The 23,515-nt window shown below is 53.8% G+C and carries 21 protein-coding genes and 1 pseudogene; 9 read left to right on the top strand and 13 right to left on the bottom strand.

What is annotated here, in order from left to right; genetic code table 11:
• Positions 1-8 precede the first annotated feature (8 nt).
• From ACOI7D_RS11785 to ACOI7D_RS11765, 5 genes are all read left to right on the top strand, one after another.
• Positions 9-686, top strand: coding sequence for a molecular chaperone (locus tag ACOI7D_RS11785; RefSeq protein WP_050534134.1), 678 nt, complete (start codon positions 9-11; stop codon positions 684-686).
• Positions 687-714: 28 nt separating this feature from the next.
• Positions 715-3,249 (top strand): fimbria/pilus outer membrane usher protein, encoded by a 2,535-nt coding sequence (locus ACOI7D_RS11780; RefSeq protein ID WP_109547330.1) that lies wholly within the window; start codon positions 715-717, stop codon positions 3,247-3,249.
• Positions 3,250-3,283: 34 nt separating this feature from the next.
• Complete coding sequence (locus ACOI7D_RS11775) at positions 3,284-4,291, top strand: fimbrial protein (protein ID WP_060590615.1); 1,008 nt, start codon at positions 3,284-3,286, stop codon at positions 4,289-4,291.
• A gap of 10 nt (positions 4,292-4,301) precedes the next feature.
• Positions 4,302-4,814, top strand: a complete 513-nt coding sequence (locus ACOI7D_RS11770) for a fimbrial protein (protein WP_049014090.1) — start codon at positions 4,302-4,304, stop codon at positions 4,812-4,814.
• Between the two features lie 131 nt (positions 4,815-4,945).
• The gene (locus ACOI7D_RS11765) at positions 4,946-5,569 is read left to right on the top strand and encodes a helix-turn-helix transcriptional regulator (RefSeq protein ID WP_072420177.1); all 624 of its coding nucleotides are present in this window, start codon (positions 4,946-4,948) and stop codon (positions 5,567-5,569) included.
• Between the two features lie 252 nt (positions 5,570-5,821).
• Here ACOI7D_RS11765 and ACOI7D_RS11760 read toward each other — a convergent pair whose 3' ends face one another.
• Both ACOI7D_RS11760 and ACOI7D_RS11755 read right to left on the bottom strand, forming a co-directional pair.
• Positions 5,822-7,012 carry an OmpP1/FadL family transporter gene (locus ACOI7D_RS11760; RefSeq protein WP_109547329.1) on the bottom strand — a complete coding sequence of 397 codons (1,191 nt, stop codon included), beginning with the start codon at positions 7,010-7,012 and terminating at the stop codon, positions 5,822-5,824.
• 60 nt (positions 7,013-7,072) lie between these two features.
• Positions 7,073-8,698 (bottom strand): mechanosensitive ion channel family protein, encoded by a 1,626-nt coding sequence (locus ACOI7D_RS11755; RefSeq protein ID WP_109547602.1) that lies wholly within the window; start codon positions 8,696-8,698, stop codon positions 7,073-7,075.
• 580 nt (positions 8,699-9,278) lie between these two features.
• Between ACOI7D_RS11755 and ACOI7D_RS11750 the strand changes: the two are divergent.
• Positions 9,279-9,449, top strand: a pseudogene (locus ACOI7D_RS11750) (haloacid dehalogenase-like hydrolase); the annotation flags it as partial.
• Between the two features lie 60 nt (positions 9,450-9,509).
• Here the strand turns inward: ACOI7D_RS11750 and ACOI7D_RS11745 are convergent.
• The 8 genes from ACOI7D_RS11745 to ACOI7D_RS11710 all read right to left on the bottom strand — a co-directional run bounded on the left by ACOI7D_RS11745 (position 9,510) and on the right by ACOI7D_RS11710 (position 15,143).
• The gene (locus ACOI7D_RS11745; protein WP_060590609.1) at positions 9,510-10,130 is read right to left on the bottom strand and encodes a LysE family translocator; all 621 of its coding nucleotides are present in this window, start codon (positions 10,128-10,130) and stop codon (positions 9,510-9,512) included.
• A 187-nt stretch (positions 10,131-10,317) separates the two neighbouring features.
• Entirely contained in the window at positions 10,318-11,424 is a 1,107-nt protein-coding gene (locus tag ACOI7D_RS11740; RefSeq protein WP_044523279.1) for a PTS fructose transporter subunit IIC, read from the bottom strand.
• 42 nt (positions 11,425-11,466) lie between these two features.
• The gene (locus tag ACOI7D_RS11735) at positions 11,467-11,778 is read right to left on the bottom strand and encodes a PTS fructose transporter subunit IIB (RefSeq protein ID WP_004179922.1); all 312 of its coding nucleotides are present in this window, start codon (positions 11,776-11,778) and stop codon (positions 11,467-11,469) included.
• Between the two features lie 55 nt (positions 11,779-11,833).
• Positions 11,834-12,304, bottom strand: a complete 471-nt coding sequence (locus ACOI7D_RS11730; RefSeq protein WP_109547328.1) for a PTS sugar transporter subunit IIA — start codon at positions 12,302-12,304, stop codon at positions 11,834-11,836.
• 126 nt (positions 12,305-12,430) lie between these two features.
• Complete coding sequence (gene alsE, locus ACOI7D_RS11725) at positions 12,431-13,111, bottom strand: D-allulose 6-phosphate 3-epimerase (protein WP_050534116.1); 681 nt, start codon at positions 13,109-13,111, stop codon at positions 12,431-12,433.
• 23 nt (positions 13,112-13,134) lie between these two features.
• Positions 13,135-14,397 carry a PTS ascorbate transporter subunit IIC gene (locus tag ACOI7D_RS11720; protein ID WP_044523287.1) on the bottom strand — a complete coding sequence of 421 codons (1,263 nt, stop codon included), beginning with the start codon at positions 14,395-14,397 and terminating at the stop codon, positions 13,135-13,137.
• Positions 14,398-14,427: 30 nt separating this feature from the next.
• The gene (locus ACOI7D_RS11715) at positions 14,428-14,694 is read right to left on the bottom strand and encodes a PTS sugar transporter subunit IIB (protein ID WP_044523289.1); all 267 of its coding nucleotides are present in this window, start codon (positions 14,692-14,694) and stop codon (positions 14,428-14,430) included.
• A gap of 11 nt (positions 14,695-14,705) precedes the next feature.
• Positions 14,706-15,143 (bottom strand): PTS sugar transporter subunit IIA, encoded by a 438-nt coding sequence (locus ACOI7D_RS11710; RefSeq protein WP_044523291.1) that lies wholly within the window; start codon positions 15,141-15,143, stop codon positions 14,706-14,708.
• A gap of 217 nt (positions 15,144-15,360) precedes the next feature.
• Here ACOI7D_RS11710 and ACOI7D_RS11705 point away from each other — a divergent pair, with 217 nt between their 5' ends.
• Positions 15,361-16,413, top strand: coding sequence for a LacI family DNA-binding transcriptional regulator (locus ACOI7D_RS11705; RefSeq protein ID WP_109547601.1), 1,053 nt, complete (start codon positions 15,361-15,363; stop codon positions 16,411-16,413).
• A 36-nt stretch (positions 16,414-16,449) separates the two neighbouring features.
• Here the strand turns inward: ACOI7D_RS11705 and ACOI7D_RS11700 are convergent, their stop codons facing one another.
• Positions 16,450-16,662 carry a LysR substrate-binding domain-containing protein gene (locus tag ACOI7D_RS11700; RefSeq protein ID WP_244341778.1) on the bottom strand — a complete coding sequence of 71 codons (213 nt, stop codon included), beginning with the start codon at positions 16,660-16,662 and terminating at the stop codon, positions 16,450-16,452.
• Between ACOI7D_RS11700 and ACOI7D_RS11695 the strand changes: the two genes are divergently transcribed.
• Together ACOI7D_RS11695 and ACOI7D_RS11690 are read left to right on the top strand one after the other, a co-directional pair.
• Complete coding sequence (locus ACOI7D_RS11695; protein WP_244341777.1) at positions 16,561-17,310, top strand: SDR family NAD(P)-dependent oxidoreductase; 750 nt, start codon at positions 16,561-16,563, stop codon at positions 17,308-17,310. The genes ACOI7D_RS11700 and ACOI7D_RS11695 overlap by 102 nt on opposite strands.
• A gap of 124 nt (positions 17,311-17,434) precedes the next feature.
• A complete protein-coding gene (locus tag ACOI7D_RS11690) occupies positions 17,435-18,073 on the top strand; it encodes a hypothetical protein (protein WP_023289730.1) in 639 nt (212 codons plus the stop codon).
• A 42-nt stretch (positions 18,074-18,115) separates the two neighbouring features.
• On the opposite strand, the gene atzF is transcribed toward ACOI7D_RS11690, so the two are convergent.
• Positions 18,116-19,912, bottom strand: a complete 1,797-nt coding sequence (gene atzF / locus ACOI7D_RS11685) for an allophanate hydrolase (RefSeq protein ID WP_109547327.1) — start codon at positions 19,910-19,912, stop codon at positions 18,116-18,118.
• Complete coding sequence (uca, locus tag ACOI7D_RS11680) at positions 19,909-23,514, bottom strand: urea carboxylase (protein WP_109547326.1); 3,606 nt, start codon at positions 23,512-23,514, stop codon at positions 19,909-19,911. Before uca ends, atzF begins: the two co-directional genes overlap by 4 nt.
• Between the last annotated feature and the right edge of the window lies 1 nt (position 23,515).

Here is a 23,515-nt window from a genome sequence, read left to right as displayed (position 1 = left end):
GGTCTAAAATGAATGTTCTTCGCAGTATCTTGCTTACCACCACGATATTGAGTATTGGCTTATCCGCTGCTCAGGCCGGTGTCGTTATTGGTGGTACGCGGGTCATTTTTGATGGTAATAAAAAAGAAGCCTCAATTGGCATAAATAATCCTGATAAAACCCCCTACCTGATCCAGTCCTGGATCGAAACGCCGGATGGCGGTGCCGAAAAGACGCCTTTCATCATTACGCCGCCGTTATATCGACTGAATAATGGCCAACAAAACGTCGAGCGCATTGTTGCCACCGGAGCATTACCTCAGGATAAAGAGAGCTTATTTTGGCTTAATATAAAAGCCATACCCTCTGCAGCTAAAGTTGACAATACGTTGCAAATTGCCATTAAAACCAGAATCAAGCTCATCTATCGTCCGGCGGCGATGAAAGGCACATCCCCTGAAGAGCAGGTCGATAAATTACGCTGGCAACGCGTCGGTAATAAGATACAGGTAAACAATCCGACTCGGCATGTCATGAATTTTAACGAAATTTCACTATCAGGTAAAAAATTACCCGATGTCAGTTATGTATTACCCGGTAGTACAGCGACGTTCGATTTACCCTCCGGCGTAACGGGCGGGGCAGTGACATTCAAAATTATCAATGATTATGGCAGTCCCGGGGCAGAACACAAAGCCAGTCTGTAGACCGGCGAAAAGACACTGAGTGGGATTTATGATGATGGCAATGGATTATATAAAAGCACGTTCTCCACGGTTGGCATTATTGATAACCATCGCGCTCTTCGGTAATACGCAAAATAGCTATAGTCGCGATTTTTTTAATCCAGAACTGGTTGAACTGGATAATCCGGGGACAGAAAAAGTCGATCTTTCTGGTTTTGAATCGGGCGCGCAAGCTCCCGGGGATTATCATGTTGATATCGTCCTGGACGATCGGTTAGTTGATACCCGCGATATCAGGTTTGTGTTGCTGAAAGAGCCTGGCGGTGATGACAAATTAGTCCCCTGTTTATCCATTGAGCAATTAGAAAGCTGGGGAGTGAAGACTGGACTTTTTCCCGCGTTAAAAGGCGAAACATCCTGTGCGAACCTGTCCGCGATCCCTCAGGCCAGTACGGATTTCCAGTTTGCCATGCAGCGTCTGGTATTGAGCATTCCGCAAGCGGCACTATCAGCGCAAGCGCGCGGAGCGGTGTCGCCGGATCGCTGGGATCAAGGGATTAACGCCGCCCTGCTCAACTACAGTCTGAGTGGGGCCAATAACTGGGCCAAAAATAGCAACAGCAGCACCAGCGATAATCAGTATGCCAACCTGCGTCCTGGCGTGAATATTGGCCCCTGGCGGTTAAGAAATTACACCACCTGGTCGCGCGATTCACAAGGTCACGATGCCTGGAAGACGGTTTATACCTATGCTCAGCGTACGATAATCCCGTTACAGTCGCAGCTCACGCTGGGTGATAGCTCTGCCCCGGCAGATGTCTTCGACAGCATGCCTTTTCGGGGAGGACAACTTGCCTCCGATGATGACATGCTGCCCGACTCCCTCAAGGGCTATGCCCCAGTGGTGCGTGGTATCGCCCGGACCAATGCCCAGGTGATAATTCGCCAGAATGGCTATCAGATATACCAGAGCTTTGTGGCGCCGGGGGCTTTTGAAATCACGGATATGTATCCTACCGGCGGCGCCGGCGATCTTGATGTCACTATTAAAGAGGCTGATGGCAGTGAGCAGCACTTTAGCGTGCCATTTGCCTCCCTTCCCGTATTACAGCGTGAAGGCCGAATTAAATATGCGTTAACGGGCGGGCAATATCGTTCTTACAACGGCAGCGTGGACAAAACGCCCTTTGCTCAGATGAGCGTTATTCTCGGCTTGCCCTATGGCTTTACGTTTTACGGCGGATTACAGGAGTCGAGTAAGTACCAGTCCCTCGCCGCGGGCGTCGGTAAAAACATGGGTAACTTTGGCGCAATCTCCAGCGATATCACCCAGGGCTGGTCCACGCCGCAAAATATGCCGAAATCCAGGGGGCAATCATGGCGGGCTCGATACAGTAAAAATTTTGCCGCAACGGGCACCAACTTCGCGATTGCCGGCTACCGCTATTCGACCAGCGGCTACTATGGCATGCAAGAGGTCCTGGATTCTTACGGTGACAGTCAGGCGCTTCAGGACCGACGCCGCAACCGTGCTGAGCTGACGTTGAGCCAGGGGTTGGGAGACCATCTGGGATCGTTGATGCTGAACGCCGCGCGTGAAGATTACTGGAATTCGGGTAAGGCGATGGAATCATGGAGCGTTGGGTATAACAACTACTGGCACAGTATCAGTTATGGCCTGACCTGGACGCTGAGTAAGAATGGGAGCGCGGGATCGTACAGCTCACCCCAGAGCGACGATAAAAACCAGATGCTGGCGCTGAATATCAGCATTCCCCTGGAAAAACTGTTGCCGCAGACATGGGCAAACTATGGCATGAATACCAGCAAGAATAACGGTACGACACACAGCGCTGGGTTAAATGGCGTTGCTTTACCGAATAATGCGCTCAACTGGAATATTCAACAGGGTTTCGGCACTCACGATGCGGCCTACACCGGCAATATGAATGGTGATTATCGCGGCACCTATGGCGAAATCACAGCCGGGTACAGCTATGACAAAAATACCGATCGTCTGAATTATGGGATTCAGGGAGGTGTGGTTGCGCATGCCAATGGCCTGACGTTTTCTCAGCCCTTGGGTGAAACCAACGTGCTGATTGCCGCCCCCGGGGCTGCCGGCGTAGGCATCCAGAATATGACCGGAGCGACAACCGATTATCGCGGATATACGGTTGCCTCTAACTTAATGCCTTATCGCAAAAATGATGTGTCATTAATCACCGATACATTACCGGCTAACGTTGAGTTAGAGCAAACGGTTAAAACCGTGGTTCCTACGCGTGGCGCGATTGTCAGGGCGAACTATCGAGCAAGCGTAGGCGTTCGCATGTTGATGACCTTGAGCCAGCGAAACGGCCAGGTAGTGCCGTTTGGCGCAATGGCCAGCGTTGAAGGAACAGATCATAACAGTTTTATCGTGGGTGATAGCGGACAGGTCTATTTGACGGGTCTCGATCCCGAGGTAAACCTGACCGTGAAATGGGGAAATCAATCCGCAAACACCTGCAGGGTTCATTACTCGATAAACATGACGAAGCTGAATAACGATGTGATTATCGATAATGCTGTTTGCCGATAACGTTGAAATGAATTTTTATATCAGGTGCATAGGTATGCGACTTTTCCGATCTGCATTATTAATGCTGGCTGTGTTGTTTCCATTGAGTGGCTTCTGTTGTGATTATACTTACATCGGCTCTCCCTATACCGTGGATTATGGCAATATTATCGTTCAGCGCGATGTTCCCGTTGGCCAGGCGATAAGCAATGAGATATATGGCTCTTTAGCACATGCTTATACCTGCGTCACAACCGGCAATGAAGGGTCTAGCTCAGGAATGAAAAGCGCTATTTTACCCTATGTCGCGACGTACGGCGCGCGGCGCGTTTATCAAACCAATGTGCCTGGGGTGGGTATTTCTTTTGGCTTTTACATGAACTCCAAAGCAGGCGCGTCGACGTATAGCGGCACCGATTATATTGACCGCGGTAACGCTTCAATGTCCAGTTGGTCTTCAAACCCAGGCGAGCTGGTTATTCATGATTATCAGCCGGTTATACAATTCTGGAAGATTGGTGATATTACATCTGGCTCAGTAACGGGGCAACTGGCATCGTTTGTCGCCTTTACGATGCAATATCTCGGCGGAGAACAAGCTCCTGAGATCCCCGTCAATGCGGGGGCCGGATCTATTACCCAGGTGGCATGCGCGGTGACAACGTCGAATATGGTATTTGAACTGGGGGACGTTTTGGTCAGCGAGTTTGGTACTGCGGTGGGATCAACCCCCGCTAATGCGCAGAAAACGCAGAATCTCATTCTGGACTGTGATGCCGGAGCCAATATTAACGTCATGCTCTCCGGGGCACAAAATCCAGACGTCAGCGATAATACCGTGCTGGCGTTAACCGGTCAGGGAAGCGCAGGCGTCGCACAGGGGGTTGGCGTGCAGCTGGTTTATAACAATACCCCTCTCATCCTTGGCAATAATCTTGTTCTGAAGAGAACCAATGGCGGCCAGGAGATGTTTCCGTTAACCGCACGCTACTATCAGACCAATACAACGGTAACCACCGGCATCGCCAATGCGTCCGCAACGCTGAGTCTTACCTATCAATAAGGGCTGTTAAATGAAAATCAATAAACTCGTGTTGCTGATGGCATGCGCAATAGTATTGCCTGCGTTGTCGGCAGACAATGTCGATATCAAAGTCACAGGTCGGATTATCGCAGCACCCTGCGTCTTTAACGGGGGGAGTGAAAATATGACTGTTGATCTTGGTAATATCCAGGCCACAAACATGTTCACCCCCGGGTCATCTTCCGATCCGGTTACCTTTAATCTCCTGTTTACCCGCTGTCCGCCGGGTACGCTAAGCGTGACAACCCGTTTTAGCGGAACGCCTGACCCGGAAGCGGGCATGAATTATTACCAAAACAGTGGCACGGCAACCCGTGTAGCCATTGCGATGTCTGATGCTACTACAGGTTTGTTGATGGGCAGCGGATCCAGCATCACGCAAAATATTGCCGCAGACAGAACGGCGACGATTCCGATGAGCGCCATGGTGACCTCAGTGGCGGGAAGGCCGACACCAGGTTCCATTCATGCCGTTGTCGTTTTGACAATGCAATACAACTGACGGGTCGCTGGCTATAGCGGGTCATAGGCACGTGAGTCGTCATCCCCTTCTGGAAGCTAACAGGGTAAAAAAGCTGCGTCTATTACTTCCCCAATGCAGCTGCGCTTAATAATTATGTTTCGGTATAGTAAATGGTTAACATTGTAATAAAAGAGTGGGATACCCTCTTCAGGCGTGGGCTGACCTTTTTTTTTAATGATTTCTTTTCTCAGCACAACACTAAAGTTAATTTCAGCTTTAACTTTACCTCAGAAAGCGTGAAGGTAGCGGACGTTATTGTGCTGGCATTATGCCCAGGAGAATGTTTTATTTGCCGCCCTGAGCTGCGGAGTCGAAAAAAAAGCATTGTGATTGGTATTGTTGATGATGACATGCGTGTCTCAGCGCTACCCTCTTGCTTTCAGGATATTATCTTTCTCTCTCGCCGACATTCCGTGACGCAGTTACGTACAGCAATGCATACCGCCTGGCACCGGCTGCATCAGACAAATTATCGGCACTCAACCGGGTCATGTTGTGATTGCCAGCTTACCAAACTGTCGCCACAGCAAATCCGCATCATGAGCTATTTAAATGAGGGGATGTCAGTCATGCAAATTGCCGAAGAACTGATGGTGAGTGAGAAAACGGTCTATACGCATAAATATATGGTGATGAGGAAATTTAACTTACATAGCGATTATGAGTTAATGCTCCTGCTCAATAAACTGACAATAAATAGCGACTGGCCCAAGGGCTTTATAAATGTAAATTAGTGATAGCTGGCAAGTCACAGAAACAGACCGCCGGGCGTCTTCCCAGCGCCACATACCATCGCCCCCGGGTCTCAAAAAAAGACCCGAGGGATCGTGGATAACCAGCGCTCAGGATATACAGGCGAATTAATCAAAGTGATTCAGGATAAACGCCACACCCACAGTACAAAGGCGGTGATGCCCCTTTACGAGGGCACAAAAAATCATTTGTGCATCCCTCCCCGCGCATTGCACGGCAAAGACATCAGCCCATTAGAATTGATAACTATAGTTTACATTAGCAAACCATAAATATGGGTGGTTGTAGCTACCGCTATAGATAGCAGGCGACTGAACGTGAGACGATTGCATATGCAAGTAGGAGACGGCGACGCCAATATTACTCTGCGGTGTAATCTGGTACTGGGCGCCTGTGGCAAAACGCCATTCATCACCCGTCGGTAAGGTGAGCGCTACGTCACTCTGCGAATTGTATACCGTGCTGTCAAAGGCAACACCAGCGTTGAAACGCCATTGTTCGGTAGGACGGTACTGCACGCCTAATGCCGTATGCCAGGAATCCTTCAGACGGCTATTTTTATCCAGTTCCTGCCCCACCACGGCAATTTGTGGGGCGCCAAACTGGCTCCAGTCCTGCCAACCGAGATCGCCCATCACCGACCATCGTTTATTGATATCATGCACCAGGCTCAGCATAATTTGCTGAGGCGCGCGTACCTGCGCAGAGACAGGAAGCTCGTACTCAACGTTGGCTAAATTCGGCAAGCGCGCCTTACCATCAATATCAAAATCGTATTCTGTCTTACTCGTCCATGCTATACCAAGCCGGGTCTGTTCCGTCAGCTGCATCAGCAAGCCAAGACGATACCCTAACGCCCAGTCGTGATCCTTCTGCGTTTCATCAGTATTATCGACGTTACGTGTTAATGACAGGAAGCCATAGTTGATGTTTACAGAGCCGCCCACAGACACTCTATCGCTTAATTTGTAAGCTATGGAAGGGCTGAGTGTCATCGCCACCATGGTGCTTTTCTTGATTAATCTGTCCCCAGCCCACTGACCAAAGTCAATCCCCAGGCCGTAGTTGCCGTAAATGCCGAGGCCAGCATAGAGATCATCATTGATTTTTTGCGCATAGAATGCGCTGGCATTAGGGAAGAAGCGCATAATATCCCCAGGGCTCTTACGTCCGGCGTCATCGTTAAGTGAATAAGATACATCACCGTCCATCGCCTGAACTCCCCCGGTAAACATATGGTCAGGCAAACGAGTCATCCCGGCCGGGTTGGTGACAATCGTTGATGCATCCTGAGCGCGAGCAGCCTGCCCTGCGCCTGCCAGTGCCGTATCTTCTGTGCCAATTTCGTAGAAGTAGAGTGCGCTCGCCTGCGTGGTCTGCGAAATAAGGAGCCCAAAACATACCAGTATCAATTTTTTTTTCATGCGCTATCTGCCAATTTATATTACAAAATGTCCCTCTCTGTCAGGAAGGACGGAAATAAGTTACGCACTCACATTTTTATTGCCATCAGGAGGAACCGCCGGGGCTGAATACCAGTTTTCTTTGGCAACAGTGACTGAACCCTCGGGTTGCATAACATAATTCGGGGACATAATCTGTACGTTGAATTCGTTAAATACATCCTGAATATGGCCATAAAGTTCATTGCGTGCTGCGGCTAATGATTGCCCTGCTTTCAGTTGTACCTGTAATTCATAGGCGATATACCAGTCCATCAAACTGAGCTGGCGTACCAGCGGTGGTTGAGCCGGATCGACTGAGCTTGCCCGCTTGGCGGCGAGCTCTAGCATGGCGTGAACCTGTCGCCAGGGTGTGTCATAACCAATCGTCACGCTGATTGTCAGGTTGATGCCGCCACCGTGAGCATGTGCGCTCAAATTGGTGATTTTTCCACTCACAACCACCGCATTAGGCACCGTGACCACGTAATTTTCTCGGGTAATGATCTTGGTGGCCAACATACCAATTTCACTCACCAGCCCTTCGTTATCGGCCACGCGTATCACATCGCCTTTGCGCAGCGCACGGGAATAAATCAGTACAAGACCGCTCATGGCGTGGTTCATCACCCCGGCGGAACCTAACGTCAACATCAGACCAAAGAAGACGCTGATCCCTTTAAACGCGAGCGAGTTAGCGCCAGGCAAAAAGGGGTACGCTGCTGACAGCGCAAACAGCCATACCACCACAGCGATCAGTTTACGAGTCGCCCCGACCGTTTCCGGATGAATGCCAGGAAGTTGCAAACGCCCTGCTGCCACCTGATTGAGAACCACTTTAAGCAGTTTCAAAATCACAGCGGTTAGCATAAAAATAATCAGCACAATCATCAGGCCCGGCAAGGCAGATACCACAGCAAGCGCTATGCCCTGAAAAGCGCGCACAGACCAATCGCCCAGTGAGGCGCCCCATACGCGTGTCCATGGGAACAGGCTTAATACCCAGCTCAGCCAGACATACAGTGCTATGACGCCCAGCAAGATCATGAATGTGGCATAAAGTCGCGCTTCGATAGCACCGATAAAGCGTCGCCAGCTTTGGGGGATCCAGCTACGATTCTCGATGATACGTCGCCGAAATAGCTGTTTTACCCTGCGCCATGAGCGGTATGCACCGTACCAAAGCGCGACTAGCCCAAGCAGACCTCCAACGGCTTTTATGGCGGAAAGCACCAGCCAGCTGCGGTTATACTGGTCGCGCAGAGCGGTTCTCTGTGCCTCCATACGCGCCATAACCCGCTGCGCAGCCTGATCGAGCGTGAGATCATCCCCTTCGTCAAGATCACCTTCGGTAAGCAGCATAACTGGCTTACCGTTCATCACGATGAGTTTTCCAGGCTGGTTATAACGGGTAACAGATACCAGTTTGAGAGGTTGGCGAACATCCTCCTCAGTGAAATTCCGCAGCGTATTTCTAATTCGCAATACCCGCTCTTCCGGCGTGGTAAGTCCAAATTTAGCCTGCAGCATGACTATCGGCTGATGAAAGATATATACCGTACGGGCACGCTCTTGCGGCGTCGCCTCCTGTCGTGGCTCTGCGGCATGCGAAATGAAACTTGTTATCGTGAACAAGCTCGCCAGCCAAATGAACAGAATTTGCTTCATTTCCACCCTCAACCCACGAAACATTGTTGTTATTGTTCTGAAAAGTTTTGAACTATTTCTCTTTAATAATTGAGCATAGACTAGTCGTTCGCTTCTGCAATACGCACCAGAAGATATTGTTCGCCTGTCTTATATCTCTCCCCCCGCCGACTAACGGATACAACCGACTATTTCGAAGTTAAAAGTGAGTTCACATCAATATTGCCCAAAGGATAACATTTTTCACCAGTAATGCATAATACGTAGCCTATAAAATAATACGATTATTTAATCGATTCAGCATGAATACACTAAACTTTTACATGAGAATAAGTTAAAGGGATATTCGGATTTTCCTTCCATTTATTTGACGCAACGATGGAAGTGATGCTTCGTAACTGACACGGGATGCCGTAGCGCCGCTAATTTATTAATAAACAACATTTCCTTTTATATAGTCTCGTTTTTGAATTAATCTGGTATTCCGATGTGTGACAGAGAATTCACTATAACCGCTAGTAATATTTCATTGACGATACGTGATTTTTCGTCAAGCCTATTAATTTTATTACTAAAGTTAATATAAGCTTTTTTACCCGTCTCCTTTCGCCTTCTGGTTCATCATACGGCTCCCGTGTGTGAATATGCCTATGACAAGCTGGTTGATGGATTAACGCAGGCAAAAGCGCATGGCTGGATCGTCGTTGATATGAAGCGAGACTGGAAAACGGTGTTTGATCCGGCACAGTGTGTGACCTGGCCGGGATCGTAGAGCCTGTACCTCAAGATAGCTGAGCAAAGCGCAAAAACAGGGGCAAAGGCCCCTGTTTTATTACCGGCGGCTCATCGCCAGCTTCGCCGCAAAAAGCAGAAACAGGCAGCCGGTCGTTCGATCCATCCATTTCACTACCGCCGTTTTTTTCAGAATACCGGCGGCATAACGAGTGGCGGTAATCAGCGTTAACGACCACAGCGTACCAATCAGTACATGGATAGTAACCAGGAGAAAGGTCCATGTGATGGGGGAATGCCCCGCCGGGATAAACTGAGGTAAAAACGAAACGTAGAAGACGCCCATTTTGGGATTAAGCACATTTCCCAGCATCCCACGCAGAAACCAGTTGCTCGTGGCGGTTGCCGCTGCCGGATTGCTGTCAAATTGCTGGCGCGGACGCAGAAGCAGCTGGATGCCCAGCCAACAAAGGTAGCCCGCGCCGCACCATTTCAACAAGGTATATGCCAGCTCAGAAACCGCCAGCAGCGCGCCCAAACCAAAGGCCACCAGCGCGCCCCAGATAAAGCACCCGAGATCGATACCTAACGCGGCATGCAAGGCTTTGCGCCCGCCTTCAGCGGTCGCCGTGCGCAGTATAAGCGCGGTATCCAGACCTGGCGTCAGGGTAAGTAGAGTGGCAGCGAGGGTGTAAGCCAAAAGTGAATCAGTGACGAGCATTTCCTGTCTCCGAAAGAGACAAGGCTACTGAAGCGTTCACATTTTTGCAACAAGAATGATCACCCTGCTCCACCTTCACCTGGGCTTCTGCCAGACGCAAAACACAGCCCATAACCAGGAAACAGTCGGCTATGGGCGGGTGTGCAGGAATAGCACAATGCGATTGATAAAATAATATAGAGGTAAGTTAGCTCACTTTAATATCATCGAGGTCGATATCCTCTTCTTCGTGATCGTTATTAACAATGACATCGCGCGGTATATCTTTTTTGATGACAGCGTAGACTGTAGCGGTGACCACGATATTCACCAGCAGCGCCATAATGCCGGCCATGGGGTGTGACATGGTGGGGATCATCAATACCCCACCAAAAGGCACCGTGGCGTCCGCACCATATACCATGGTCACTGCCCCGCCGCACGCGCCGCCGATGGCCGCGGCGGCGATACCGCGGACGATATCGTTCATGACGATCGGGATAGAGCCTTCAACGATATTAACAATCCCCATCGGAACCGCCGATTTTAAGGTTTCCACTTCTTCACTGTTATAGATGTTCTTACGCAGAAGCTTGGCAATGAAAAAAGCCAGGCCGAAACCAATAGGCGTTGCGGTGTTAACTAACTGAAGCGCGGTAATCGGCTCATTTATTCCCTGCGCCTGCAGCGTCAGAACGAAGGCAAAGCATGTCTTATTGAGCGGGCCGCCAAAATCAACGATACACAGCGCGCCTATCACTGCGCCCAACACTAAATTCGATGACGTACCCATACTTCTCAGGAAAGACGTAAGCGCTTCCGTAAAGATACCAATAGGCGTACCGATGATATAGACCATAATCAGGCAGCTGATTATGGAAGCAAAAAAGGGCACGATCAACGTCGGCATCAACCCGCGGGCCCAGTCCGGGACCTTCACCTTTTTAATGATCGCCAGCGCGATATAGCCGGCAATGTAGCCTCCGATCATCCCGCCGATAAAGCCAGCGCTGATGGTGTTTGCCGCCAGCCCGACGACAAATCCCGGTGCGATGCCCGGCTTGCCAGCAATCGAGCCGGAAATCCCCACTGCAATGACCACCGGCAACAGCCCAAGCGCCTTAGCGCCCAGAGTGGCCATCGCCTGCCATAAATCAAATTGCCCCGGAGTTAACGTGTCCTGCACTGTTCCACCAAGCCCCATGCCGATAGCAATAATAAACCCTGCGCCACAGACAATGGGGATCAGAAACGAGATAGCGGTCAGCAGATGTCCTTTAGGATTTGCTGCTTGCCATATTTGTTTTAGAGACATAAGTTACGCCCTTAAGTATAGAGTCAGCAGGCCGAAATAAAATTATGAATTGACTATTTCGCTGAGTTTTTCAATCAGCTTATTGGGAGATTTCACTGCCGTTTCTGTGGCGACTTTGACCACTTTCTTACCCGCAAATCGCTCTTCTCCCGTCACTTTAACATCAGCGGCAAGCAGCACAATATCTGCCATGGCAATCTCATCAGCGGTTAATTGATTCTCAATGCCTATGGTCCCTTGTGTTTCTATTTTAACGTTATGACCGGCTTTTTTGGCGGCTGTTTCAATTTTCTTTTGAGCAATATAGGTGTGTGCAATTCCCACCGTACAGGCGGTAACTCCGACGATATTCATCTCGATTCTCCGTGATTTATTTAATAAGGTACAAAAGGATGTTAACAACTATGTATTAAGCATCGGCGCTTTCAGTTTCAGAATTGAAAAGCGCAATGATTTTATGTGGTTCAGATTCAACCAGTAACTTAGCAATAATGTCTTCGTCTGCCAGCGATCCGGATACTTGCGCTAACAGGCGAATATGAGTGGCATTTTGATCCACCAGGCAGACCGCAAATAAAATAATACAGCGGACATCGCTACCATCCATTGTCTCCCAGGGGATTTCATGTTGGGTACGACCGATAGCTAATGCGGTTCGGGCCACACCGGAAGATTTGCCATGCGGGATCGCAATATGATTTTCAAAACCGGTTGAGCCTTGCTCTTCACGTAACCAAACATCGCGAATAAAGTCCTCCTTATTGGTCACCGCACCATCCTGTACCAGTAACTCGGTGAGTTCTTCTATCACCTCTTCTTTCGTTCTGGCAGTCATTTTTAGCTTGATGTTCTTTACATTAAGTACTGTTGCAATATCCATAATTCACCCGCATTCATATAGAGTGGTCGTTGAATAACAGAACAGGCATCGCTGGCGTGATGCAGTTTTTTTTAAATTCACTTGAATATACACTGTGGTTCGAAATAAATAATACGCAAAAATGAATCAGGCAGCGACGGTTTCACGCTGGAAAATATCGATCATTCTGTCCCACGCCAGGCTGACATCTTCATGAAGAGAAAACAGACCAGATGTACCAACGATAAATACATCCACCCCAGATTCAGCAATCAGACCAAAGGTTTTTTCATTGCAAGAACCATCAATTTCCGTGAGATAATGATAGCCATTATTTTTGCGCATACTGATGAGCTTTCTTATTTTGTTCAGCGACTCAGGAATAAATTTTTGCCCGGCATAGCCAGGGTCAACTGACATGACCGTCACTTTATCCAGCAGGTGCGCATATTCAGCAATGCTTTCAGCCGGTGTCGCCGGGTTAAGCACCACACCGCATTGTTTTCCCGCATCCTTGATCTGATTCAGCAGGCGGAATATTTTGTTATTCGCAGTCTCGGGATGGAAGCTAATGATATCGGCTCCTGCGTCGAGACACATTGGGATAATATCTTCCGGGTGGTTCACCATCAGATGGACATCGATGGGGACGGTAGTGATTTTTTTCAGATTCTCAATAAAAAAGGGAGACAGAGTGATATTGCGGACGTAATTACCATCCATTATATCTACGTGATAAAAATCCGCTTTGTTATTCATGGCTGTGATCTGTTCTTTGAACTGTGTCAAATCCATACACATCAGTGAGGGTGAAAATTTTGCGCCCATAAACCAGCTCCGATAATAAATAGTTAGTTAAACATTGCGATGATATGACCTAAAACGATGCCGACAACGCCAAAGTCTGCATCGCCAAAGGTTGTAGAACCCAGGCCCATATCTCCCATCATTGGCAAAAGGATTGCCGGCAGGAACGAAATGAGCAGACCATGGGCAAATGCCCCCACCACTGCCCCACGACGTCCGCCGGTGATGTTGCCGTAAACGCCAGCCGTTGCACCGCAGAAGAAATGAGGCACCAGTCCCGGGACGATGACGCTCAAACCGAACAGCGGGCAGAGGAACATGCTGAGCAGGCCTGCAACAAAGCTTGCGAGAAACCCGACGATAACGGCATTGGGAGCAAAGGGAAACACCGTCGGGCAGTCCAGCGCGGGTTTCGCGTCTTTCACGAGTTTGTCTGCAATACCTTTAAACGCTGGCACAATCTCAGCAATCACCATCCGCACACCGGCGAGGATGATATAAACCCCCGCAGCAAAAGTGAGGGACTGAATAATGGCGAAGATAATAAAATTTTGACCGGCACTCAGGGTCTCCTCGACAAAGGTTTTGCCCGCGACGACCACCAGCACCAGGAACAGAATCATCATGGTGAGAGAGATGGCCACCGACGAGTCACGAAGGAAATTGAGTGACTTAGGCACTTTAATTTCTTCAATCGAGGGGCTACCTTTCCCTACGACTTTTCCCACCAGCGCGGAGAGAAGATAACCAATAGAGCCAAAATGGCCGAGAGCCAGATCGTCGGTATTGGTAATTTTTCGGGTAAACGGCTGCAAGATCGCCGGAGAGATCACCATCATCGCGCCGAGAATCACCGCCCCGATGGCCACCACCCAACCACCCGACAAGCCACCTACTGACAAGATCACCGCCAGCATCGCGGCCATATAGAGCGTATGGTGGCCCGTTAAAAAGATGTACTTTAATGGCGTCAGACGCGCCAGGGCGATATTGATCAACATGCCCAGCACCATGATTGTGGCGGTTTCCGTGCCATAATTCTTCTGCGCCAGCGCGGCCATCGCGTCGGTGTTAGGCACCACCCCCTGAATATGAAATGAATGTTCAAATAGTTGGCTAAAAATGGTTAATGTATAGGCAATGATACCGGCGCCAGCCGTTAAAATAACAAAACCCATGATGGTTTTCAGAGTGCCTGAGATAACGTCTGAAATTCCTTTTTTTTGCAACAGCAGACCGATTAGAGAAAACAATCCAACCAGAATCGCCGGTGTCCCTAACACATCGTAAATAAGGAAATGAAGCATATTAAACTCCACGGTTCAGAAAGCCGTTGCTTAAATGTGTTCTGCTAAAATCTCTTTGATTTTATTGTTGTCGAGTAAATTACTTAATCCAACAACCTTCGCGGAATGACCAGTTAAATGTTCGGCAATATCGTTGGCGCTCAGAATAAGGTCCGCAGTTTCGCTTTTCGCTGACGTCAGGTCGGTATGTGCGACTTCAGCCTCTTTATTCATTTCAGCAAGGATTTTTTTGACATTCATTTCAACGATAAAGCTGCTGCCTAAACCATTGCCACAGACGATGAGTACTTTTTTCATTCTCTTTTCCTTCAGTCAATAACGGCCTGAATTGCCTTAATATCATCGGCTTTTAACAATCGTTCTAGCTTTTGCCGATCGCTAAAAAGTTCTGCCAGTTCACCGATCATCGTGATATGTTCATTCCCGGAACAAGCGCATAGCATAATAACCACGTATACCGGGTCGTTCTCAGTCGAGCCAAATGAGATGCCCTCTTTAATATGAAGGAGTGATAATCCATTCCTCAATGCACCTTGCTCGGGGCGGGCATGAGGCATCGCTAATCCTGGGGCTAATAGATAATAAGGCCCAAATTCTTCATGGCTTTTAAAAATCGCCTCAATATAGTGCTCTGCCATATACCCCTGCGCCAGCAAAGGTTCTGCTGAGAGTCGAATGGCATTTTTCCAGTTATCTATTGCGTTAATGACATTAATTTTATCCGGGGTTAACCAGTCTCTAATCATATGCACTCCCGAGGGATTCCATGTGCTGAACTATAAACAGCTAAATAAAATGCAACTGTGATACATCTCTCAAAGTTAGCGCTAACAAGCAAAAATGTTAACAACAGAGTTACCGCTAACATGTGTTATAATGTGCTTTCCCCTACGCTGTGGTAAGTTATAATGCGTATCAACGATTTACTTTTGTTACTTATTATTTTTCAAACGGTTGGTGATCCTGGTGAAGAGTCTAGACGCAGACAATAGCCCGAAAGAAAAACGTCGTAAGGGAACTGGGAAGATAACCCTGACCGAAGTGGCTGAGTTTGTCGGCGTGAGCGCCATGACCGTCTCCCGTGCGCTGAGAATGCCTGAAAAAGTCAACCCTGACCTTCGCGATCGTATTGATGCGGCAGTCAGTCAACTCGGCTATGTCCCCAATCTCCAGGCGCGTAATCTGGCGTCGGTCCATTCCGATCTCATTTTGGCCGTCGTCCCCACCTTCTCTTCGCCAGGTTTTTTGCCGGTGTCGGAAGCATTACAAAAAATCCTGACTGAACGCGGCTATACCATGATGTTTATGGAATCTGGTCATGACGGTCAAAACGAACAAAAAACGTTTGAAAAAATGCTCGCCTATAACCCGGCAGCGATTATTCAGTTCAATATCGACACCATTGAGAGCTGCACCCAGCTGCTGGCCAATGTAGATGTGCCTATCCTGGAGATTGGCGCGTTAAATACCCAGCCTGTTGGCATGTGCATCGGCGTGGATTACGGTAAGGCAGTGAAACAGATCGTAACCCACCTCGCGGATGCCTCATTAAAAAACATCGCGTTGTTGTGTACCCCAGCCAACAATACGATGTTTCGCCAGCTTCTGAGCGGCTGGAATACGGCGATGTTGGCCCTGAACCGTTCACCACATCGGGTGGTGACCACGCATTTGCCTTCAACCATCGCCACAGGCGTGAATATTTTCAAGGATATGATGATTACCTGGGGCGATCTGGATGCGCTAATTTGCACATCGGATGAAATGGCGTGCGGATGCATGATGGCCTGCCACAGCGCCGGGATCAAAGTGCCCAATACCGTAGCCATTGCGAGTTTAGGCGGCGGGGTATTATCGACAGTCTGTTCCCCTGCCCTGACAACCGTTGAATTTCCCTGGCATGGCATTGGGGTGAAGGCGGGTAAAGCGCTTCTCGAGTTGCTTAACGATAAGCCTTGTGAAAAGTTCATAGAAATTCCTTCAGTACTCAAAGTCCGGGCCAGTACCGCGGTATAACAGCCATCCATGGCTTACTCTAGCGGTCCCCCCTGCTTATCGCTTCAATTCGTCCTGCCACAGCGGGGATGACGCCAGCTGATGGCATACCGTGTCGATAAATACCCGGGTCTTGGCGGGAACCAGCTTGCCGGGCGGCATCAGGGCATAAACGCTAACCTTCGCCGCGCTACGCCAGTCGGGCAGCACGCGGACCAGTTCCCCGCGCTGCACCGCCTGGCAAACCATCCACCCCGGCAGCAGTGCGATCCCGGTTGCCCGAATGACCGCCGTCAGCAGCGCTTCACTGATATTGGTGGTGAGGGATTCCGGATTGTCCTGTCCTCACGCAATAAAAACTATGTGGCGGCGCAGGCCGACCAACTGAGAGCGGCTGGATTAGCCGCGGAAGGTCGCGTGGCGGACGCCAGCGATATCACCAGTATCGTGGAACTCATTCGCGAGGTAGAGGTGGAGACCGGCGGCGTGGATGTGCTGCACTTCAACGCCGCGGCCATGCATGACGGTAATCTGGAGACCCAGTCGGTGGCAGGCTTCATCCAGGATCTCACCACCAATGTTGGCGCGGTATATGCCGCCATCAAAGCGGTCACTCCGCTGATGGCCGCGCGTGGAGAAGGCGCGATCCTGCTGACTGGCGGGATGTTTGCCACTCAGCCTCATCCGGAGTATCTGACGCTGAGCGTCGGCAAAGCCGGGCTGCTTAACCTGACGCATGCCCTTTTTCCGGTATTAAAAGCGCAGAATATTCATCTTTCCATCGTGACGGTGGGGGCGTACGTCACGCCGGGTTCCGCCGAAGCCCGGGAGATTGCCGAACTGTTCTGGCAGCAATACCGCCAGCCATCAGCGCAATGGACAGCGGAAGCGTTTTATCCCGCCCCACACCATCAGTAACCTTCCCCGGCCGTCGCTCGGCGTCCGGGAGGCATCGCCCGGACATGTGGAAAAGACATCATCCATCGCTTGCTTTCCCTGTCACCTCGGATCAGGATACGTCGATATTCATGGAGGCTATGTGATGAAATATTTTATCGGTATGGCTGTGACGTTATTGTTGAGCACGCCGGTGCTGGCGGCGGGCGAGCTTGAGATAAACCAGTCTCCTCTGACGCTGGTGCTGAGTGACCAGAATCAGGCACGGGTCTCTTCCTGTGCCGATTTCATTGCGCTGCGTAAAGCGGGAGAGACCGTCGATGCGCTGCCCGGACTTTCCGACCCGGATGGCCGTGCGGCGGAAGCGGCGTTATTCTCCTGCTGGCTACAGGCCTACACTATCGATCACACGTTATTCCCCTCTGCCGCGCCGAAACCGACCCTGGCTGACGTGGTTCAGCACTTTCCTGCCAGCGCGGCGTTTATCGTCAGCGTTGACGAAAAGCAGGACGTCGCCAAAAACTTTGTGGGGAAAACCATCGCGGACTATACCCCGGACCTGAAAGCCAGGGACGATCGTCTGGAATCAGCGGCTAGCGCCAGCGGCTATGTGCTGGATGAATATTATGCGTTTACCGATAAGCAGGGGCATCAGCTCAACATTGTGGCTCTGGTGGGCTACGCCATCGGCGGTACGGCAAGCGTGAAAAGCTACTATCGCATTGATGACACGCACGCCCGCGTCTGGAGCGTCACCCGGCTCGATGAGAACAGCCCGCTATAAGCGAGGGTTCCCTCTGCGGCGCTACCGCAGAGAGTGTTCCGTTTACCTGGCCAGCCACTGGCGCCAGCCGCCCCAGGCGGTGATCTCGGTGGCCGCGCCCAGCCCACCGGCTTCGCAGATAAAGCCCGTCACCCAGCGGCCGTCCGCCAGCTCAATCTGTCCCAGCCCCAGCGGCGCGGGGATGGCGGCCAGCAGCGACCCCACCTCAGCGCTGGGGATCGCCCAGACTTCCACCGCTATCGCAGCCCCCTCTGGCTCGTCACGCACCATCGCCGGGCGCTTGCCATCCGGGAGGGCATACAACCGATAGCGCGGCGCGCTGTGGGTCGCCTGCAGCAGCCGGCCGCCCCGCGCCAGCAATTGGCCGTTCAGCGGCTGGCCGGTCAGGTGGGCGCCGCATACCGCCAGGGCCATCCGATCATGGCCCGCGGGGTGCGCAGGCGGCGGGCTCTCCAGCCGTGCGCCGCCTGCCAGCGGCAGCCGCTCCGCGCGCTGGAAGGCGTCGGCCAGGCTCAGCAAATACTGATCGGTAAAGGCCCGGCCGAACAGCGTGACGCCGGAGGGCAGTCCGTCGGGCATAAACCCGCACGGCACGCTCACCGCCGCATAGTCCAGCAGGTTCATAAAGTTGGTGTAGTAGCCCAGGTCGGCGTTGCGGGCGATGGGCTCCGCCGCCAGCTCGTCCAGCGTTACCGGCCGCGGAAAGGTTGGCGTGAGCGCGCAGTCCAGCGTCTCGAGGATAGCATCGCACTGCGCTTTATACTCCTGCAGCTGATACATCGCCTTAAAGGTCGCCGTCGCGTCGATATCAGGCGCTTTCGCCAGCACGTCGCGAATGACCGGCAGCACGGCGTCCGGCTGCTGCTCAATCAACGGGCCAGCCACCGCATAGCGTTCAGCGACCCACGGCCCGTTATACAGCAGGCGGGCGGCGGCGAGAAAAGGCGCGAAATCGATCGCCACGGCTTCCCCGCCGAGCGCCGTCAGCCGCTGCACGGCCTGGGCGAACAGCGCTTCGCTGGCGCGGCAGCCGAGGAAGTTAAGCTCCCGCGGGACGCCAAAGCGAAACCCGGCGGGCGGCCTGCCGAAGGCCTGACGAGTGTTCCACTGGGGATTGCGGCGGCTGAAGCTATCCTGCGGGTCGGCCCGGGCAACCAGCGCCAGCAGCTGGCTGGCCTCGTCGGCGGTGGCGCTGAAAAAGGTCACGCAGTCCAGCGTGCGGCAGGCCGGCACCACCCCGGCGGTGGAGAACACCCCTTTCGTCGCTTTCAGGCCCACCAGGTTATTCAGCCCGGCCGGGACGCGACCGCTACCGGCGGTGTCGGTCCCCAGCGCGAAGCTGGCGACGCCCAGGGCTACCGCCAGCGCCGAGCCGGCGCTGGAGCCGCCGGAGGGATAAGCGGGATGGTACGCGTTGCGGCAGCGACCATACGGCGAACGGGTCCCGTTCAGGCCGGTGGCAAACTGATCGAGATTGGTTTTACCCACCGGCACCGCCCCCAGGGCAATCAGCTGTGCGACAATGGTCGCGCTTTGCGTCGGCCGGTAAGCAAACGCCGGACAGGCGGCAGTGGTGACGATCTCCGCGAGATCGATATTATCTTTGATGGCGAACGGCACCCCGTACAGCGGGAGCGTGTCTGGCGAATGGCCTTCCAGCGCCGCCAGAAACGGCGCCTGCTCCGCTTCGCTCAGGAGATGGATAAACAGATTAAACTCGGGATCCAGCGTTTGCGCCCGCTGACGGATCCCCGCCAGCAGCGCGCGCGGGGTGGTGTGGCCGTTACGATAGTTCGCCGCCAGAGTCGCCAGGCGTAAATCAAACGTCTGCTGCATCATGCCTTCTCCTCAATAATCACTGCCACCCGCTGCCCGGCACGCACCGCGCTGCCTGGCTGCACATTGACCTGCTGAACCCTGCCATCGCACGGCGCCAGCAGCGGGATCTCCATTTTCATCGACTCAAGCACCACCAGCACATCGCCGGCGCGTACCTGGCTGCCGGCCGCGGTCTGTACCTGCCACAGATTACCGGATACCGGGCTTTCCACGCCCTGCTCCCCCGGCTGCAGCGGCGCATCGCCCGCCTCTTCTGTCGCGCTCTCCTGACTGTCGAAATGGGCCTGGCCGCTGGCGATCCAGCGCTCGCGCTCGTCGTTAAACGCCCGCTGCTGATGGTCGCGAAATGCGCTAATGCTCTGCGCCTCGCGAGAGAGAAACTGCTGGTACTCCGCCAGCCGCAGCGTGCTGTGCTCGATGCGCAGCGGGTAGCGTCCGAGCGGGAAATCGCGGCGAATAGCCAGCAGTTCTTCCGCCGAGACCGGATAGAAACGCAGCTGGTCGAAAAAGCGCAGCAGCCAGGGCTTGCCGGCAAAATCGGCCACCTCGTGATAGCGATTCCACATCTGCAGGGTGCGGCCGACAAACTGATAGCCGCCCGGGCCTTCCATGCCGTAAACGCACAGATACGCTCCGCCGATGCCCACCGAGTTTTCCGCCGTCCAGGTTCGCGCCGGGTTGTATTTGGTGGTGACCAGCCGATGGCGCGGATCAAGGGGCGTGGCCACCGGCGCGCCGAGATAGACATCGCCGAGACCCATCACCAGATAGCTGGCGTCAAACACCGTTTGCCACACCGCCTGCTCATCCGGGAGATCGTTTATCCGGCGAATAAACTCGAGGTTGCTTGGGCACCAGGGGGCGTCCGGGCGGACGGTGGTCATATATTTGTCGATCGCCTTGCGGCAGGCCGGATCGTCCCAGGAGAGCGGGAGATGCACCACCCGTGTCGGAACCTGCAGATCGTCGCTCATGCAGACCGTGGCCCACTCCTCGCGGACCCACGCCAGCAGTGTCTCCAGCGCCAGCGTTTCCGGCTGGAAATGGAGCTGCAGAGAGCGGATCCCCGGCGTGATATCGATGATCCCGTCCCGGGATTGCCCCTCAAGGGCCTGCATCAGGGCATGGATGCGAAAGCGCAGCACCAGATCCAGCTCCGCCTCACCGGCCTCCAGCAGCAGATGGGTATCGCCGGAGAGGCGCGCCACCAGGCGTTTGTCAGCGTCGCCGCAGGTCATCACCACCGGCGAGGTGAGCGGCACAGGCTGCCAGGCAACGTCCTGCGCCTGCAGGGTCGCCAGCTCTGCGCGACGGCCTGCCGCCAGCCGCCGGGCGGTGGGGACGTCAACCGCCACAAAGCGCACCTTATCCCCCGCCTTAAGCTGGCCCAGCTGCCAGAGATCGGCTTCGATCACCGTGACCGGGCAGACAAAGCCCCCGAGGCTTGGGCCGTCCGGCCCGAGGATCACCGGCATATCGCCGGTAAAATCCACCGCCCCCACCGCGTAGGGGTTGTCGTGAATATTCGACGGATGGAGCCCGGCTTCGCCGCCGCTGTCGCGGGCCCAGACCGGCTTGGGCCCGATCAGGCGCACGCCGGTGCGGCTGGAGTTAAAATGCACTTCCCAGTCGGTGGCAAAAAAGGTCGCCATATACGCCGGGGTAAAGAACTCCGGCGCGCCGTGGGGGCCATAAATCACCCGCAGCGTTCGTACTTCCAAAAGCTCAGGGCGCAACCCTGCGGGAAGCGCCGCGCCTTCCATGGTCTCAGCCGGAGGCGCAAGATGCAGCACGTCGCCGGCGCGCAGCGCCCGTCCGCCGTGGCCGCCAAACTGACCGAGGGTAAAGGTGCTTTTACTGCCCAGGTAGTCCGGCACCTGAATGCCGCCGCGCAGGCAGAGATAGCTTCTGACGCCTGGCCCGCTTATCGCCCCCAGCCTGAGGGTCGCCCCCGCCGGAACAGAGAAGACGCCGTCCATCTCCTGGTCAATGCCGTCGAGCGTTACGGGCAGCGGCGCGCCGCAGACCACCGCCTGCACCGCGGTATTAAATTTCAGCGTGGGTCCGCTAAGGGTGATCTCCAGCGCGGCGTCGCCCTCGGCATTGCCCAGCAGACGATTGCCCAGGCGCAGCGCCCGGTCATCCATCGGGCCTGAGGGCGGTACGCCCACCGCCCAGAACCCCAGACGTCCCGGGTAGTCCTGGACGCTGGTCTGGGTGCCGGCGCTGAGTACCTCCACGGTATCGGCCCGGTAGCGCAGTTGCTCCAGACAGCGGGTCCAGGGTTCCCCGGCGGTGAACGGCGCAAAGCCAAGGATCTGCTGCAGGTACTGGCGGTTGGTTTCGACGCCGTACAGGCGGGTCTCCGCCAGTACCTGCGCCAGGCCGTCGATCGCCTCATCGCGGCTGGGGCGCCAGACGATAGCTTTCGCCAGCAGCGGGTCAAAAAACGGCGGTACTTCACAGCCGGCCTCCACCCAGCGGTCGATGCGCAGGGTAGCGCCGTCCGCCGGCGGAAACCAGACGTCGGTTAACAGTCCTGGCGAAGGCTGAAACTGGCGGCCAGGATCTTCGGCGTAAATTCGCGCCTGAATGGCATGCCCCCGGGGCTGTAGCCCGGCGGACAGCTCGCTCAGCGGCGGTAAATCCCCTGCCGCCAGGGCGATCATCCAGCGCACCAGGTCTACGCCCCACACCTGCTCCGTGACGCCGTGCTCCACCTGCAGCCGGGTATTGACCTCGAGGAAATAGAAGCGCTGCGCCGCGCTGTCGTAGACAAACTCCACCGTCCCGGCGCTGCGGTAGTTCACCGCTTTCCCGAGGGCAATGGCCGCGCTACACAGCGCCTGCGCCATCCCGTCCGGCAGATTTGGCGCCGGCGTCTCCTCAATCACTTTCTGGTTACGCCGCTGCAGCGAGCAGTCGCGCACGCCGAGGGCGATAACCGCCCCCTTCCCGTCGCCGAAGATCTGCACCTCGAGATGGCGGGCGCGTTCAATATATTTTTCGAGAAACACCCCGGCGTCGCTGAAGTTGTTTTGCCCCAGCCGCTGCACCGTGGCAAACGCCTCGCTCAGTTCGCGGGCGTCGCGGCAGACGCGCATGCCAATCCCCCCGCCGCCCGCCGTGCTCTTGAGCATCACCGGGTAGCCCACCGCCTCTGCCGCCCGGCAGGCTTCTTCGCTGTCGGCCAGCAGGTCACTGCCTTCCAGCAGCGGAACGCCCTCCGCTTTGGCCAGCGCGCGGGCGGTATGCTTCAGGCCGAAGGTTCGCAGCTGTTGCGGGGTCGGGCCAACAAACGCCAGTCCCGCCGCCTCACAGGCCTCGGCGAAGGCGGCGTTTTCCGACAGAAAGCCGTAGCCGGGGTGGATGGCGCGGGCGCCGCTCTGCCGCGCGGCGGCAATGATCTTCTCTACGACTAAATAGGTTTGCGCTGCCGGCCCCTCGCCAAGGCTCAGCGCCTCATCCGCTTCGCGGACGTGCAGACTGCTCAGGTCGGCTTCGGCGTAAACGGTGACGCCCTTCACCTGCATGGCGCGCAGAGTGCGCAGAATGCGGCAGGCAATCGCCCCGCGGTTGGCAATCAGTAAGGTATCAAACATA

Source organism: Klebsiella sp. C360, from assembly GCF_048822415.1.
Lineage (GTDB): Bacteria > Pseudomonadota > Gammaproteobacteria > Enterobacterales > Enterobacteriaceae > Klebsiella > Klebsiella quasipneumoniae.
The sequence above is the reverse complement of the archived record's forward strand: the minus strand, read 5'-3'. Positions and strand labels throughout refer to the sequence as shown.

Excerpts from the sequence above, each read along its gene's own strand:
- atzF (WP_109547327.1), bottom strand. The coding sequence starts at position 19,912 with ATGATGCAGCAGACGTTTGATTTACGCCTGGCGACTCTGGCGGCGAAC.
- ACOI7D_RS11785 (WP_050534134.1), top strand. The coding sequence starts at position 9 with ATGAATGTTCTTCGCAGTATCTTGCTTACCACCACGATATTGAGTATT.
- ACOI7D_RS11755 (WP_109547602.1), bottom strand. The coding sequence starts at position 8,698 with ATGAAGCAAATTCTGTTCATTTGGCTGGCGAGCTTGTTCACGATAACA.
- ACOI7D_RS11690 (WP_023289730.1), top strand. The coding sequence starts at position 17,435 with ATGAAATATTTTATCGGTATGGCTGTGACGTTATTGTTGAGCACGCCG.
- ACOI7D_RS11715 (WP_044523289.1), bottom strand. The coding sequence starts at position 14,694 with ATGAAAAAAGTACTCATCGTCTGTGGCAATGGTTTAGGCAGCAGCTTT.
- ACOI7D_RS11780 (WP_109547330.1), top strand. The coding sequence starts at position 715 with ATGATGATGGCAATGGATTATATAAAAGCACGTTCTCCACGGTTGGCA.
- ACOI7D_RS11730 (WP_109547328.1), bottom strand. The coding sequence starts at position 12,304 with ATGGATATTGCAACAGTACTTAATGTAAAGAACATCAAGCTAAAAATG.
- ACOI7D_RS11720 (WP_044523287.1), bottom strand. The coding sequence starts at position 14,397 with ATGCTTCATTTCCTTATTTACGATGTGTTAGGGACACCGGCGATTCTG.
- ACOI7D_RS11735 (WP_004179922.1), bottom strand. The coding sequence starts at position 11,778 with ATGAATATCGTCGGAGTTACCGCCTGTACGGTGGGAATTGCACACACC.
- uca (WP_109547326.1), bottom strand. The coding sequence starts at position 23,514 with ATGTTTGATACCTTACTGATTGCCAACCGCGGGGCGATTGCCTGCCGC.
- ACOI7D_RS11760 (WP_109547329.1), bottom strand. The coding sequence starts at position 7,012 with ATGAAAAAAAAATTGATACTGGTATGTTTTGGGCTCCTTATTTCGCAG.
- ACOI7D_RS11740 (WP_044523279.1), bottom strand. The coding sequence starts at position 11,424 with ATGTCTCTAAAACAAATATGGCAAGCAGCAAATCCTAAAGGACATCTG.
- ACOI7D_RS11770 (WP_049014090.1), top strand. The coding sequence starts at position 4,302 with ATGAAAATCAATAAACTCGTGTTGCTGATGGCATGCGCAATAGTATTG.
- ACOI7D_RS11710 (WP_044523291.1), bottom strand. The coding sequence starts at position 15,143 with ATGATTAGAGACTGGTTAACCCCGGATAAAATTAATGTCATTAACGCA.
- ACOI7D_RS11775 (WP_060590615.1), top strand. The coding sequence starts at position 3,284 with ATGCGACTTTTCCGATCTGCATTATTAATGCTGGCTGTGTTGTTTCCA.
- ACOI7D_RS11745 (WP_060590609.1), bottom strand. The coding sequence starts at position 10,130 with ATGCTCGTCACTGATTCACTTTTGGCTTACACCCTCGCTGCCACTCTA.
- ACOI7D_RS11765 (WP_072420177.1), top strand. The coding sequence starts at position 4,946 with ATGGTTAACATTGTAATAAAAGAGTGGGATACCCTCTTCAGGCGTGGG.
- alsE (WP_050534116.1), bottom strand. The coding sequence starts at position 13,111 with ATGGGCGCAAAATTTTCACCCTCACTGATGTGTATGGATTTGACACAG.